This is a genomic window from Anabaenopsis arnoldii, from assembly GCF_028331025.1.
Classification (GTDB): Bacteria; Cyanobacteriota; Cyanobacteriia; order Cyanobacteriales; family Nostocaceae; genus Anabaenopsis; species Anabaenopsis arnoldii.
On sequence record NZ_JAQMUH010000106.1, the window covers coordinates 35,745 to 51,408 of the forward strand.

13 protein-coding genes and 1 pseudogene are annotated in these 15,664 nt (G+C 41.0%); 4 read left to right on the forward strand and 10 right to left on the reverse strand.

Going from position 1 to position 15,664, the window contains the following annotated elements; all coding sequences use genetic code 11:
* Positions 1 to 19 precede the first annotated feature (19 nt).
* From devC to PN457_RS09875, 7 genes are all read right to left on the reverse strand, one after another.
* Positions 20 to 1,177, reverse strand: coding sequence for an ABC transporter permease DevC (gene devC, locus PN457_RS09845; protein ID WP_271733037.1), 1,158 nt, complete (start codon positions 1,175 to 1,177; stop codon positions 20 to 22).
* Between the two features lie 68 nt (positions 1,178 to 1,245).
* Positions 1,246 to 2,469, reverse strand: a complete 1,224-nt coding sequence (locus PN457_RS09850) for an ABC exporter membrane fusion protein (RefSeq protein ID WP_271733039.1) — start codon at positions 2,467 to 2,469, stop codon at positions 1,246 to 1,248.
* An 11-nt stretch (positions 2,470 to 2,480) separates the two neighbouring features.
* A complete protein-coding gene (locus tag PN457_RS09855; protein ID WP_271733041.1) occupies positions 2,481 to 3,869 on the reverse strand; it encodes an FAD-binding protein in 1,389 nt (462 codons plus the stop codon).
* Between the two features lie 106 nt (positions 3,870 to 3,975).
* A complete protein-coding gene (locus PN457_RS09860) occupies positions 3,976 to 4,608 on the reverse strand; it encodes a helix-turn-helix domain-containing protein (protein WP_271733042.1) in 633 nt (210 codons plus the stop codon).
* Positions 4,609 to 4,864: 256 nt separating this feature from the next.
* Positions 4,865 to 5,866: an oxygen-dependent coproporphyrinogen oxidase gene (gene hemF, locus PN457_RS09865; RefSeq protein WP_271733043.1), complete on the reverse strand. Its 1,002-nt coding sequence runs from the start codon at positions 5,864 to 5,866 to the stop codon at positions 4,865 to 4,867.
* A gap of 140 nt (positions 5,867 to 6,006) precedes the next feature.
* Positions 6,007 to 7,020: an aromatic ring-hydroxylating dioxygenase subunit alpha gene (locus PN457_RS09870; protein WP_271733045.1), complete on the reverse strand. Its 1,014-nt coding sequence runs from the start codon at positions 7,018 to 7,020 to the stop codon at positions 6,007 to 6,009.
* Positions 7,021 to 7,113: 93 nt separating this feature from the next.
* On the reverse strand, positions 7,114 to 8,148 hold the full coding sequence (locus PN457_RS09875) for an aromatic ring-hydroxylating dioxygenase subunit alpha (protein WP_271733047.1): 1,035 nt from the start codon (positions 8,146 to 8,148) through the stop codon (positions 7,114 to 7,116).
* A gap of 423 nt (positions 8,149 to 8,571) precedes the next feature.
* Here PN457_RS09875 and PN457_RS09880 point away from each other — a divergent pair, with 423 nt between their 5' ends.
* Complete coding sequence (locus PN457_RS09880) at positions 8,572 to 8,781, forward strand: plasmid partition protein ParG (protein ID WP_271733049.1); 210 nt, start codon at positions 8,572 to 8,574, stop codon at positions 8,779 to 8,781.
* Positions 8,782 to 9,127: 346 nt separating this feature from the next.
* On the opposite strand, the gene PN457_RS09885 is transcribed toward PN457_RS09880, so the two are convergent.
* Positions 9,128 to 10,729, reverse strand: a complete 1,602-nt coding sequence (locus PN457_RS09885; protein WP_271733051.1) for a peptide ligase PGM1-related protein — start codon at positions 10,727 to 10,729, stop codon at positions 9,128 to 9,130.
* Between the two features lie 360 nt (positions 10,730 to 11,089).
* On the opposite strand from PN457_RS09885, the gene PN457_RS09890 reads away from it, so the two are divergent.
* A complete protein-coding gene (locus tag PN457_RS09890; RefSeq protein WP_271733054.1) occupies positions 11,090 to 12,028 on the forward strand; it encodes a phosphoribulokinase in 939 nt (312 codons plus the stop codon).
* A gap of 67 nt (positions 12,029 to 12,095) precedes the next feature.
* On the opposite strand, the gene PN457_RS09895 is transcribed toward PN457_RS09890, so the two are convergent.
* A complete protein-coding gene (locus PN457_RS09895; RefSeq protein ID WP_271733057.1) occupies positions 12,096 to 13,043 on the reverse strand; it encodes an ROK family protein in 948 nt (315 codons plus the stop codon).
* Positions 13,044 to 13,084: 41 nt separating this feature from the next.
* On the opposite strand from PN457_RS09895, the gene PN457_RS09900 reads away from it, so the two are divergent.
* Both PN457_RS09900 and PN457_RS09905 read left to right on the forward strand, forming a co-directional pair.
* Positions 13,085 to 14,842, forward strand: coding sequence for an ABC transporter ATP-binding protein (locus tag PN457_RS09900; protein ID WP_271733059.1), 1,758 nt, complete (start codon positions 13,085 to 13,087; stop codon positions 14,840 to 14,842).
* Complete coding sequence (locus PN457_RS09905) at positions 14,836 to 15,339, forward strand: thermonuclease family protein (protein ID WP_271733061.1); 504 nt, start codon at positions 14,836 to 14,838, stop codon at positions 15,337 to 15,339. The genes PN457_RS09900 and PN457_RS09905 overlap by 7 nt, the downstream gene beginning before the upstream one ends.
* A 180-nt stretch (positions 15,340 to 15,519) precedes the next feature.
* Here the strand turns inward: PN457_RS09905 and PN457_RS09910 are convergent.
* Positions 15,520 to 15,664: pseudogene (locus PN457_RS09910) on the reverse strand (photosystem II q(b) protein); the annotation flags it as partial.

Below are 15,664 nucleotides of genomic sequence, written 5' to 3' on the forward strand. Positions count from 1 at the left end.
ATTATAGATTGATTCTTGTTTAAAAAATATCGGCTGGATCTGCTGACTTTAATTTACCCATGGCGATCGCACCGGAGATTAAACACATGCTCACTGTTAATAACAGTACAAAAATGAGTCTCTCAGGGGTGAGAAATAATGGTAATTTAGTAATATTACGGGTAAAATTATACATAAAAAACGATACTAAACCACCGGGAATAAAACCGCATATAGCTAATATTAATGTTTCCTGAAGAACAACAAACATTAAATATATATTGCGATAACCCATAGCCTTAAGTGTGGCATATTCCGGCAAGTGATCCATAACATCACTATAAATAATTTGATAAACAATAATCACACCCACTAAAAAGCCAATGGTAACACCCAGGGAAAAAATAAAACCAATCGCCCCATTTTCTCGCCAATATTGCTTTTCAAAATCAATAAATTCTTGATGGGTGAAAACTCGGACATCATCACTCAGGTAGGACTCTAAGGCTTTGGCGACTAAATCAGCATTGCTACCAGGTTTGAGGTTGATTAAACCTAAGTTAACTTGACCAGGTTTTTGTCCCGAAAAAATCCGTAAATAGTTCTGGTCACTAGTGATGACACTACCATTGGCCACAAAAGAAGCGCCCACCTCATACAAACCCTGAATTTGCACCCTACGCCCTTGTAATTCTGTGATGACGGGTTGACCTTGAGATATTTGGGCGATCGCTTGTTGATATTTTCCGCTAGAATTGCGGTCAAATAATAGAGTATGAGGATATTTAATCGTAGCCAATTGTTGATTGACTTCCGGTAAATTAAAAGCCGGGTTTTCCGGATTAAAACCAATCACTAAAATTGACTCATCTAACTTAGTTTGGGGACTCTTCCAAACACCTAAACGAACATAGACAGGATTAACCGACTCAACCTCCGACAAATTAGCAGCTTGAAACAAACGGCGACGAGGAAAACTACTCAGAAGCCCTAAGTTTTGCCCTTGGCGACTAACCAAGACTAAATCCGCTTGTAAAACTTCATGAAATCTGGTATTACTATCATATAAAGCCGACTGAAAGCCCAACTGCATCAACATCAAAAAATCAGCGAAAGTAATACCACAAATAGCGACTAAAAACCGCCCCTTTTGCTTCATTAATTGTCGCCAAGCCAAAGGGATTCTCCGTTTAAACATAAATATTTAAGATTTAAGGAAAAAAAAGGATAAAAAAACTAGAGCAACACCCAGTATGTTTATGACTTTTACCTAATTAACTTACTCACATCTTGACTGGTAAGTATTTCTACATTCACTTGGAGATTAGTCAAATTAGCTACCTGCTGACTAGATGCTGCATCTAAACGAATTTTAGCCTCAATTACCCTAGCATCCGTAGCTGTGGTGGGGTCACTGTCTAACACATCTTTCTTCGCCACTTGAAAGCCAATACTATCGACTGTTCCCCTTAATTCACCCTCAAACGCATTACTAGGACTAGTAATAGTCGCAATTTGACCAGAGCGAATGTTACTGATATCACTTTCATAGATTTCTGCGATCGCATACATTTGATTAGTTCGACCAAGTTCCACAATTCCCCCCTCACCGATGGTTTCACCCGGATGAGCTTGAACCTGGAGAATTTGACCCGCTTGTGGGGCGCGAATATATGCTGAATCTAGTTCTACTTGCATTTTTTCCACAGTGGCGATCGCCCGATCTACTTCTGCTTGTGCTATAGCCACATCTGTAGGACGTATCTCTGCTGTTTGGGCTAAAATAGCCTTAGCTTCCTGAATTTGGGCGGTGAGGGTGCGTTGTGTTCTGGCTAAATTAGCTTGCGCACCATTCAATTCTTCCCGGGCGGATTTTAAAGTTAATCTGCGAGTATCAAGAGTGGAAATAGCGATCGCACCTTCTTGATAAAGATTTTCATAACGGCGAAATTCTATCTGTGCATTTTGTAACTCAGCTTCTAAGCGAGCGATGGTAGCTTGCTGGGTTGGGATTTCACCATCTAACTGTGCTTGCAGATTGCTCACAGTTGCTTTTCTGGCGGAAATTTCACTTGGTTGTGCGCCAGCTTTTACCTGAGCTAACCGTGATTTCATCACTCGCACTTGTTGCTGTGCTTCCTTAAGATTAGCTTGTAAGCGATCGCGATTGTCCAAAATAGCAATCACATCTCCAGCGCCTACTTCCTGACCTTCAGTCACCAAAAGTTGCGCCACACGACTAGCACCACTAACATCAGTAGGAGCCGAAATTCTCATGACTTCACCAGCTGGTTGCAATCTTCCGAGCGCATTCACTTTTGAAATCACTGGTTGACTAACTTTGGTAGTCACCCCTGGGGTTTGAGTATTGAGCGGACGAGTTATAGACAGGATACCCACCCCCATAGCTGTGAGCGAGGTCATACCCAGAGCCAATAACCAGCGAAAATTGGGGGGGAGTAGAGAGGAATTTTCAGAATTTCGCAACATTCTCTATTTCCTTACATAGCACCAACGGGTTGTTCATACTTGAAGAAACCAGGATTCAGAATCCCACAGGGGTCGTATTTCCTTTTGATTTCATTGACGGTCAACCAGTAATCACCAAATTGCGATCGCCATTTTGGTAAATCAAATTCCGCCCAAGTCGCCATATATCTTTTACCCCCCATTTGGAAGCCCAAATCAGTCAGTAAATTTAACTGCTGTAACACAACTTCCACCTGAGTTTGGGGAATACTCGGATACATTCCCAAACCGATAATTAACTCATCATCCGGTAAAGGAAACATGGGTAATTTATGATGGCGAGAATTGAGACAAAAAGAACCTATAGGTAAAGTGCGGAAATCCAAGAAATTAGGTATACGCTCCAGAGCAATCTTAATAAATTCCTGAGCACTAGAACCAGGTAAAAGTAAATCTATCCAAGTATTAGCAGTATTGACAGGATGAGGAACTTGACCTAATGGTTGAATGAACTGCTCAAAAGTCAAGTCTTCAGTGTGGATATGGCGATAAAAATTTAAATCAGCCAGCAATTCTGCATCATTTACCTGATTGACAGCATCAAATTCTACAGTAATTTGCATCCTGTAAAACCATTGAATTAATGGTTTGATCTGATTTTCTTTTCTGCTCATTCCTTGCAAGCAGGGTGAAAACAAAGATACTAAACCATCTATCCGACCTTCTGTGACTAACCCACGTGCATCATCTAAAAGTTTATCTAAATCGTCATAGCAAAGAAAATAACTGCGAGTGTAAGGGCGATATTTCCTCAGACGATTTTTAACTTTAGTAATAATACCAAATTGACCATAGCCACACAGAACATGATAGAAAAGTTCGCTGTTGTCTTCCGGTGTACACCAAATAATATCCCCAGTCCCCGTCACAACTTCCAAAGCCAAACAGTTATCAGCTTGAGAACCATAACGAAAAGAACTCAAACCTAAACCAGCAGCGCAGAGAGTTCCCCCCAAAGTCACGTCAAAGTTATTGGTCAGGACTGGGGGAATTACACCATCAGGTATAGCAGTATCAATAACTTGCTTCCAAGTCACACCAGGGTCAGCTTGGAACCAGAGTTCATCGGGGCGGAAATCACCAATTTGATTGAGATTCCTCATATCTAAGAGGATTCCCCCTTGATTCAAAGATTGACCACTTAAAGAACGTCCCGCACCCCGTGAGGAAATTGTTAAACCCTGTTGAGCAGCATATTTAATTGCTTGAGCAACATCACTAGAATCTTGCGGACGAATCACAATTTGGGGCTGTTTTTTAATAATGTTGCCAAAATCTTGAGAAACTGCTTCTAAGTCTGATTCTTTGTTACTAACTTCTCCGGCAATAATCTGTTTTAAGTCTGTAAGTATACCACTCATAACTTTAGTTTAAATTATAGTTTTTTCTTAAGAATCTTGTGTTTTATGTCCCAGCAACTGTTTAATTAATCACAGTTTATTTATTGATAATTAATGGGAATTGATACTAGTGAAAAAAACGAATTTTCAGCATTTTACAACCGATTGCGCACAAACTAGGAATTAATCCTATGAGATCAAAAAACCGAGACATTACCTGAGATAAAGTAATTTTATTGTCTGTGTTCATCACCGGTAAATTATTTGTACTTCTTTCATACTTGAATACACAAACACAGTCACCCTCTGCTTGTTTACTCAAAATTGCCGCCTTGATTCCCGGAAAAGCTCTTCTGGTAGCTTCTTGTTCCATTTCGCAGAAGACACGACAAGGACTATCAAAACCGTACTCTTTCGCCAAGGATAAAACTGGGCAAACTCTTTGTATTTCTAATGCTGCATCTGTACCATTTTGGGAAATATCTACCACATCCATCACAAAACCCATTAATCCCAGCAAGGGTGCAGCTTGGGTGAAACCTTTCGCTAAGGTGTTATGCTCGATAAAAGTACCCATCAGCGCCTTTTGTTGTTCAGGATATTTTGCCATCATTTGTTCAAAAGCGGCTGCATCTCCTTTTTCTGCAACCAGATTTTTGTATCTTTGTAATCTCTTGCGAAACAAATTCATGGCTTTAGATTCATCTAGATTGATGATATCTTCCATGCGGAGATTCCCTGTAACTAGTTCCTTTTCCATGCTCATTTCTGATTGAATAAATTATTTATATACTGGAATACAGGCAAAGTAGAATTATCCACACTAGTACATATTTACAAGCATTAAGACATGATAATGCCATATCTATTTCTATGTCACTGCTCAAAGATGTATCTTTTCTGGTTTTGTTAAAAGTAAAGTCTTTCTTCATTACCTGTAGTCGCTATATGTTGGTTTGATATTAAATTTTGATGTTAAATTGTGTTCCATCATCTGGGGAGCCATCAAAACCGATTTACAACCACTCCCGAGGATTTTTCAAGACTTCTTTTAACATAGCTTCTTTGCTACCGGGAATAGGTTGATCATCATATTCCCAACTAGCAGCGGGAGGCATACAGTTAAAAACACTTTGTTGGTTAACCATACCACTAGCTAAACCAAAACGCACCCCGCGATCGCATGATAAGATAAACTCTACATAGCGCCCACGTACCAGATGTTGCCAATACTTATTTAGCTTTGTAAAAGACATATCTTTACGCCTTTCCAAAATTGGCATATAAGCAGGGATAAAAGCATCAGCGCAATCAGTCACAAAATCAAGTAGTTTTTGCGGATCTTGATTATTTAAATGGTCAAAGAAAATTCCCCCAATACCGCGGTGTTCACCGCGATGTTGTATGTGGAAATATTCATCACATGACCGTTTAAACCGCGGATAATAAGAAGAATCATACTGATCACAAACCTGTTTATGCACCTGATGAAAATGAACTGCATCTTCCTCAAACAGATATGCTGGTGTTAAATCAGCACCACCACCGAGCCACCAATAAACCGGTTGGTCACCATGACAAATCTCGAAATAGCGGTAGTTAGCATGAGCAGTGGGAGCCATGGGGTTATGGGGATGGATGACAAAACTAGAACCTGTAGCGAAATAGCGGTTAGCCTGACTGCGGGTGATTTTATCAGCTACATCTGTACCCAGAGCGCCCGATTGCTGAAAAGACATTCCCGGAGGTAACTCACCTTCTATGGCTACATAATTCACCCCTACCTTTTCCAACACATTACCATTGTGCAGAACCCGGTCAATATAGATAGCATCTTGACTACTTTCACCCACCTTCCAGACTCCCTCCTGGTCACGATTCCAGGACTGTTCACACAGATGCTTACCATCCAACGCTTCCAGAGCCTGACAAGTATTATCAAACATCCGCCTGAAAAACTTATCAATAACTCCACGCATTCCTAGTTCCTCAGTGATTTTTTCCAGTACATGGTTCATACTTATCTCCCCAGTATTAGTCAAATACTTATATCAACCTGCGTGTATTTATCTACCAGAAATCATTATTGCTACAAAACTCAACCCCATATAAACTCAGCACCCAAAATAAAACCTTCTGATCTGGGGTTCCCTATCTTTTAGTTTTTATCCTGACTCAATCCATCAAAGTCAGTCTGAAAGCTTTGCAAAAACCGCCGAAAAGTAATATCTAAAGCATCAGCAGCTACATGAACTTCCTCTGATATTTTTGGTATTGGTTGAGAATTTAAACTTGAAACCACTACTGTATCTTCTTGTGCTAATTTGTGGTCAAGCTTTCTAAAAAATCCATCAAGCCAAGGAAATGGTAAAACATTGCGATATAACACCCGTTTAACACGAGTCGTATGATCATCAATAGGTAGGTGAGCCACTAAAACGCCAAACTTGACATCAAACCTACTACCGCGACCCACACTAATTTCTGCCAGAGTAACATTAGGTAGATATAAGGTCAATTTTGTTTTCAGTTCTGGTCGTCCACCCAATAAAAAGTTTAAGAAACTTTTGGAGTTACCTAAAGATTCATAGTTAACCTTAGCCACAGCACCCCAATCATATTTATCAACTTGATAGTTAATAGTTGTATTTATGGGTATTCTCTGCCCAAAAGATTTTTTATGGACGGCGATTACATGGGTAAAATCAAGATTAGCTTCCATGAGCCGAGCATAGTTGGCATTATCTATACTATCGTCATATACAGGGCGCATAGTCGATACCATGTACTCTGGAAAAGTCGGTAAAGGAGGGCGTTCTGTTGCTGGTAAATCACCATAAAATAGCCAGACAAAACCATATTTTTCCTGGGTTGGATAGTGAGGAACACGAGCTTTTTTAGGTACAGGGGTATCAGGTGGATTAGAGGGAATTTCAATACATTCGCCATCAGCTTGAAATTTCCAGCCATGATAGGGACACCGGATACAATCCTTTTCAATCCAACCCAGAGAAAAAGCAGCCCCGCGATGGGGACATTGGTCATTTAAAGCTACTATTTCTCCTTGAGAGTTGCGATAAAGAACAAATCTCTGATTGAACATCAAAACTTGCTTTGGCCTATTGGTAATTGCAGAACTAAATTCACAAGCATACCAAAAGTTTTTCAACATCAGCGCCTTTACTTCCTTTTTCGTTGTGTAATTGGCGTAACGGGGAATTACTTTTTCATAATTATTAGCCTCACAAGTGAAAATAAATCAAATCTATTTTGTCAATGACCGTTCTCGTTGATTTTGATGATAATTCAAACCCCATCCCATAGCTAAATATTTTTGTCGTATCTGGCGATAAGCCAGGTTCATAGCATCAGCAGCAACATGAACTTCAGTTGTTAAATTATCTGGGATTAATTGGGGAATTTGTGACTCTGTGACTATTTTATCTTCTAAACCAACTTGATGATGAAACTTGATAAATAATCTATCTGCCCAAGCATAGGTAAAGAAATTACGCAGTTGAATTCGTTTACTAATGGTTCTCTGGTCATTAACGGGAACATGAATAGCATAGTTGATAATTTTACCACGACCAAAGTCACTTTCAATTTTAGTTATATTGGGTAGGTAAAAGCTAATTTTGGCATTTAATTGTGTCTTTTTTGGACCGAAAAAAGATTTAAAGATGCCATTTTTGGGCTGGGTATAATTCCTGTAGATAATTTTGGTACTTATGCCCCAATCTTCATCTTTAATGACATACTCATCTACTGTGGTATCTTCTGCCAATCCCGCACCAAAGGAATTACCATGAACTGCATAAAGATGGGCGGGGTCAAGTGCATTTTCTATGACACGGGTATAGTGAGTTTGCATCTCATATTCTAAGTAAATTGGATGCATTTTGGGGTCTTGATATTCTGGGAACGGAGGAATGGGTGGACGTGATTCTGCTGGTAAATCTCCGTAGAATATCCAGACAAAACCATATTTTTCTTGTACTGGGTAGCTCTTGACATTAGCTCTGGGTGGAATTGGTGTTCCCATTTCATTAGCAGGGATTTCTACACATTTCCCATCGGCTTGAAATTTCCATCCATGATAGGGACAACGGATACAGTTGTCTTCTCGCCAACCTAGAGATAATGCTGCACCTCTATGGGAACACTGGTCTTTTAATACAACTACTTCGCCTTGAGAATTGCGATAGAGAACAAATCTCTGATTTAACATCAAAACTTGTTTAGGCTTGTTAGTAACGGCTGAGGTAAATTCACAAGCGTACCAGAAATTTTTTAGCATTTCTCAGCTTTGAAATAAATAATTGATTGGAGTTTTGTGATCCTAAATTTTTGGCTAAAAATCGGTTTTTATGAAGCTATTGCTGATTTTTGTGGCTTTTAGTCTGTAGTTTGGCGATGAAACATTTTTTGACAGATTTTTTCTGCTGTCTTTTGCTTACAGGTATTTATTGCAGCTAATTTAAGCAAATTGAGATCAATTTGCTTGCTATTGCGCCTGTGATATTCATTTGCTGGTGCTGACACTTTCTGGATGCTATAGCCTTTGTTATGTGTCATCTTTCGGATAGATTTACTTCTCTTTCCTGGGGTACAGGTGATACTATACCAATTAACTGATGCATTAGTCAACTAGTTAATATTTTTCCCTGATGAACCATTACACGAATAAACTGGTTAATAAGTTTATTACTTGGAGTATAGTGTGGCACAAGGAGAAGCTTCGATTCGGGTTTACCTTCCCCCTGAAATTAAAGACAGGTTTAAAACAATTTGCTTTTTTAAAGGATTGAATATGTCTGATGTTTCGGCTGAACTTATTGAAGATTGGTTAGCTAAAAATGAGATGGAACTACCAAATTCCCCGAAAATATCACCATCGCCCACAGGTCAAAATGGTAATAGGTCCGCATGATTCCAAAAAGTTGATTAAATAAGCTGCAACTGTAATTGTAGTTCTGCTCTGGGTGTGTAGTTACACCGGGGTAGTTAGTTGTTAAAGCTTGGTATGCTATTATGCCAACCTGGAATAACTGCTGATGGATTTGGTGATAATTGGGTAACAACTATGGTTGAAACCCTGATGTAGCAATATTTTCATGGATTATATTGCATAAATTTGACCGCAATACCAGCGCCGACCAGAACCGTCTGGTTTTAGACATGGGGGTAAGGCGCTGGCGAGTTTATTCGCAGTCACGTTGACACTGACAAAAAAAAGTATCAAGACTGGGTATGGGTGCAAAATTCCTCCCTATTCCCTAGTTATATCCATCCCCGGCTATAGGAAAAGTGTAATCTGAGAACAAAGGTAGATCCGGATTGTCGCGGCGGGTTTCTTCATCCAGAACATGGACGACTTTGTTATAAATGTCTTCTGCTTGTTGTGGGGAATCGCCAATACTGGTTAATCCCAATTTACCAAACTGGGAAAGACAACCCATAAGATGAAAAACCGTCCCTGTTTCGGTACCGCTATCAAAGTGCAGCCGGTGATGGGCGATAATGTCCATCAAATCGTTGGGTAGTAATCCCCGATATGGGTCTTTTTGCAGGTTGTCGGTGGCTATATAGTATTTAGGCCGCCCTTGTTGACTGTAAAATAACCCTGTGGCTAGGTCGTAACGTCCGTTGGTTAATAATTTCAGGGTCATAAAGGGGTGAGTTGTACCACCCTTACGTAAGTTAATTTCAATGGCTTGAATGTCCCATTGGCCATTTCCTTGGTCAACGGTGATGAAATCTACGCCAAATCTTTCTAATGCGCCTTTTTCGGCGAGTTTTTTACCGATTTTTAAACCAAATTCCTGCAATTGTAACCGATAGCTAGAATCAGCGGGAAATTTACAACCTAGATAAATCTGTCCGTCTGGACCGCCTAGAATTTGGTCATGGGTGGAGAGAATTTCTACTTCTCCACTAGGTGTGATGCGTCCTTGGACACTGGGCGATCGCTTATTTTCTCCTTCTATAAATGCTTCTGCGATCGCCCCTAGTTCCCTAATCCGTGCGCGAAAATTCCCCCAACTTTCTTTTGCGGACTGAAAGCGCATAGTGGAGAAGCGATCGCCAATTGTGGCTATTGTTTGGCTGCGAGTAACTTTCCCTGGTGCTACATCCATGATGGGGCGCAAATCTAATAGGGCGTTTCCTTCTCCAGAAATTCCTTCATTGAGTTTGATTACTATTCTTTGTAGTGTTGGTTGGCGTTCCCATAAATCACTAGCAACTTCTGCCAAATTTTGGTGATTCCATACCTTTTCGCTACCGTCTGGTAATGGTACTCCACTTTCTGCAAATATTTGGCGACTACCGCTTTTTGTCCCCCATGTCTGTAGGTTTGGGGCGACTGCATATAATGGTACATTTAATTGTAAAGATAATTCCGCCTCTAAAAATGTGGAGTTGTAGCAGGTCATAAAGGATTTTTCTAGCCTTAATGCTTGGCGAATCCGCTCTAGCAACCGGGGACGTTCTAGAATTTTGGCGGTTAGAGGTCTGAGGGAAGCATCATAAGTGGAAAGTAGTAACAGGCGATTGCGGGCATGGGAAAATGGGATTCCTGGTAATAATTGTAAATAGTAATCAATAATACTAGGATGCAAGGGCATGGAAGTGACATAAATTAGTCTAGTGCGGGGATTTCGCAACCGCATCAAACAAAATAGTAATCTTTCTTCATAATGCTCACAGCCTTCTACTTTATGCAGTTCATGCTGGTCGATGCTCAGGGAGGGAATAATTAAAATATCCGCCTCACTATTGTCAAATAGTTCAATAGTCGGCCAGCGATCGCATAAACTTAACTGAAGATGCCGAAACTTATCAATTTTGTCGGAATCTGAAATATTCAGCGTCACCATAATCCCTAGTCCGTCTTGATTCCCAAAACTGCTTTACCTCTCTGGTATATACTAAAAAGCATCACATACCCCGAATGTGCAACACTTCTTTGAGTACTCAGTTAAGCACTAAAAACACCTAATTAACTCAACTTAAAAAAACTTAATAAGCAGATTCAATAGTTATCAAACAGGTGTTGGATGTATTGATGTTTAACTATATTGACCTACTTAATTATAAGTAAACGCGAATAAATTAAATGTATAGAGATGTTACGCAGGATGTTTGAGTTGAGTTAATGGGTCAATTACCTTCTAAAATGTAAAAATTAACTAAAAACGTTTATTACTGTACTTGTTGTTCATATCCGGAGGGGAATCATGGGACGTCCAATAATTTTGGGAATTGTCGGTGACAGCGCCGCAGGTAAAACAACACTGACCAGAGGAATTGCTCAGGTACTAGGACCTGAAAATGTCACCGTCATCTGTACCGATGATTATCACCGTTATGATCGTCAACAACGTGCAGAAATTGGCATCACGGCGCTGCATCCTGACTGCAATCACCTCGATATTATGCAGCAGCACTTATCCCTCTTACGCACCGGACAGCCCATTCTCAAACCGGTTTACAGCCACAAAACAGGTACATTTGAGCCGCCACAATACATCCGACCTACGAAGTTTGTGATTATTGAAGGGTTGCTCGGTTATTCTACTCGGGTAGCTCGTGAAGCCTACGACGTGAAGGTATATTTAGCGCCCCCGGAACCCCTACGCGCCCAATGGAAAGTTAAACGCGATACCCAAAAGCGGGGGTACACTCCTGAAGAAGTTTTGGCAGAACTAGAAAAGCGTGAACCAGATTCAGAAAGTTTTATTCGTCCCCAACGACAATGGTCTGATATAGTGGTGAGTTTTTATTCCCCTAGTGATGATGTTGATGATGGCAATGGACATTTAAATGTGCGGTTAGTGTTACGACCGACAATCCCCCATCCTGATTTTACCTCAATTCTGAACTTAACTGATGGTAATTCTGATTCGGCAATCCGTTTAGGGTTAGACCGGGATATGAGTAAACCTGTGGATGTGCTGGAAGTTGATGGTCACGCGACTTTAGAACAGGTAAGTAAATTAGAGCATATTTTATGTTCCGATATGCCTTACTTACTCAACGTGTGCGATCGCGAAGTTAATCCCGAACTAGGAAAAGTTGCGGGAACTACTGGGGAAACTTTGCAAAGTTATCCTCTGGCGCTCACACAGTTGATTATTACCTACCATATGCTCAAAGCTACCCAGATGTATCAGTAAATTGGGACTTAACTGTACTCAATACAATAGGGGGTTTTTGTGAGTTTTGTTGCCCATAATATAGCAATTACCAAGCTAATTCAGCCAAAGCCACAGCCCCCCAAAGGGGTGCATCATCACCCAAAGCGGCCGGAACAATTGTCAAATCAATTTCTGGTAAAGCTGTTTTTCGCGCCGCTTTGCGGACTACATCCCACCAATTATCCCCTGATTTAATTACACTTCCACCTAAAATAAACAAGTGGGGGTTAATCAAATTCGCCACGTTACCAATACCCAGACCCAAAGCCCAAGCACCTTTGAATAGAATCTCCTGGGCTAATTCATCACCTTGGGATGCAGCAGCACTTACTACCTTTCCCGTAATTAAATTTAAATTATTACCTACCAACCTGCGTAATATTTCGCCTCTGTGGGGTTGATTTTGCAAAGTTTCCCGCATATTCTGCGCCATATAAGGGCCAGAAGCTAACCGTTCCACACATCCGCGCTTTCCACACAAACACACAGGACCAGCAGGATCTATAACCATGTGTCCAATTTCACCCGCCATTCCCCCCATACCCCGCCAAGGCTGGCCGTTGATTATCCAACCACCACCTACACCAGTGCTAATGGTGATATAAAACAAGCTGTTGTTTCCTATACCAGCACCAAAGCGATATTCTCCTAAAGCGGCGACGTTAGCATCATTATCTACACTCACCGGAACAGTAAATTTATCTTGTAGTAAATCTTGAAGGGGAATATTTTCCCAACCTGCAACATGATGAGACAGTCGCACAGTTCCAGTGGTGGCGTCTACGGGTCCGCCAAAACTAACACCAATTGCATCAGGTTTTTGTGATTTTAGTAAAGAGTCAATCAGCGAGTACATGATTTCTAGGTCGGTGGTAGCATTACCATCATCTGGAGATAAACAACTTTCATGGCGTAACCATTCCCTAGAACCAATATTTACCAGTGCTGCGGCCAACTTCGTACCGCCAAAATCTAGGGCCAAGATTAGTGTCATAATGTCTCAACAAGAAAAAATATTTTTGTGGAATTTACAGCTTGAAAACTCGTTCTCATTACTGGCAATTATTACCTTATCTGAAACCCCATTGGCAAAATATTACTAAGGGATTTGTGGGGATTATCGGTTATGTACTGGCGACTTTAACCTTAATTAATCTTGCGGGTAGATTGGCTGAACCCTTTGGTAAGGGTGATATAGTAGCGATCGCTCAATTAGCCGGAATGCTGCTTTTAGTCTTTTTGGTGCGGGGATTTTTTCAGTCTGTGCAGGATATGTACATGGCTAAGGTGGCTTTAAGGGTAGCTTTTGACCTCCGCAAGCGGGTTTACTCCCATCTGCAAAAACTGGATTTGAGCTATTTTGAAACGGCAAAAGCGGGTGATTTATCTTACCGCCTCACTGAAGATGTTGACCGGGTGGGGGAAGTTGTGAATAAGGTCTTTCACGATTTTATCCCCTGTATTTTGCAGCTGGTGGCTATACCCGTCTACATGATTTACCTGAATTGGCAACTAACATTAGCTACAGTGATTGTAGCGCCACTGATGGGAGTTTTAATTGGCTGGTTTGGTGAACGTTTACGCAAGTACTCTGTTAAAAGTCAAAATCGTGTTTCTGGGTTATCGGCAATTCTCACGGAGGTATTTAGCGGTATCCGTTTAGTCCAAGCTTTTGCGGCAGAAAATTATGAAATTGATCGGTTTGGAAATGAAGCAGAACGCAGTTTTCAAGCTAAATACTCCGCCGAACGCCTCAAAGCAGTTCAAATACCTATAGTGGGGTTTCTAGAGGCTGTCAGTGCCATATTTTTATTAATAGTGGGGGCATGGCAAATTGCCCAAAATAACTTGACGGTGGGAGAGTTTTTTAGTTATTTAACTGCGGCGGCGTTGTTAATTGACCCTATTGGTCATACTACTCATAACTACAACGAATTTAAGCAAGGTGAAGCATCCGTTGACCGGGTTTTTGAGTTGATGGCTATTCAACCGACGATATTAGAAAAGTCTGAGGCGATCGCTTTACCGCCGGTGAAAGGGCAAGTAGAATATTGTCATGTGTCTTTTACCTATAAACCAGGGGAACCTGTATTAAAAGATATCAATTTGTTGGCATTACCGGGTGAGTCCATCGCTTTAGTGGGTGCTTCCGGTGCTGGTAAAACTACCTTTGTTAATCTCCTACCTCGGTTTTATGACCCCCAAGCAGGTAAGATTTTAGTTGATGGTGTAGATATTCGCGATGTTAAGCTTTATAGTCTGCGGCGACAAATTGGTATTGTTCCCCAAGAAACTGTGATGTTTTCCGGAACTATTGCCCAAAATATTGCTTTCGGTCAAGATAATTTTGAGATGGAAGCAGTCACCGCATCTGCTAAAATTGCCAACGCTCACCAGTTTATTAGTCAGTTACCAGAGGGTTACTATACTTGGGTGGGTGAGCGGGGGGTAAATTTATCCGGTGGACAACGCCAAAGAATCGCGATCGCCAGGGCGGTATTTCTCAACCCGCAAATTTTGATTTTAGATGAGGCTACATCTGCTTTAGATTCTGAGTCGGAAGCATTAGTACAAGAAGCATTAGAAAGACTGATGGCGAATCGCACGGTGTTTATTATAGCTCACCGCTTAAGCACTGTCCGCCGATGCGATCGCATTTTAGTGATGGAAAAAGGGAAAATTGTTGAATCAGGAACCCACACAGAATTATTAGCACTTAACCAACGCTACGCCCGATTTTATCTCAGACAGCAACAAGGTCATCTACCCACAGAGAGTTCAAAAGAATGTTGAAAAAAATTCTGGTTTTTATGGTTCTTTGTGGTGCGGTAGTAGGATGTCAATTCTTCCCTGGGAATACCAATCATACCACCACTAGGGTCTTGAGAATTATAGACGGCGACACTATTGAGGTGAAAAGGGATGAACAAACAGTTACTGTACGTTTAGCTTGTATCGACGCACCGGAGCGAAAACAGAAGCCCTGGGGGAGTAGATCAACTGCAACATTAAAACAATTACTGCCTATTGGACAAGATGTCAGCCTCAAACCCCTATATACTGATGAATATAATCGCTTAGTATCTGAGGTGTTTGTGGGCGATCGCAATCTTAGCCTAAGTATGGTCGAAGAGGGGCAAGCTGTAGTTTATCACTATTTCCTGCGCAATTGTCCAGAGTTGAGAAATAGTTTATTGCAGGCCGAGAAATCTGCAAAGAGTCAGAAATTAGGTTTTTGGAATCAACGCCGCCCTCAAATGCCTTGGGATTTTCGGCGTTTCAACAAATAGTTTAAACAAATAATACAATACGGCGGATTTGATCTAATTGAGGTAGACCAGGGCGGTCAGGATGCGTACCTCACTATAGTTTGACAATTAATATCTGTATTTTATACTGTCAAATATTCACCCAAACAAAAAACGCCCCCCATTTCTGAGAGGCGGTTTCGATTCAGCTAAACTTTATGATTAACCGTTGATTGCAGGAGCAGTCAAAGCAACAGGAGCAACTTCACCAGCAGCCAAGTCTAAGGGGAAGTTGTGAGCGTTACGCTCGTGCATTACTTCCATACCCAGGTTAGCGCGGTTGATGACATCAGCCCAGGTAGCGATG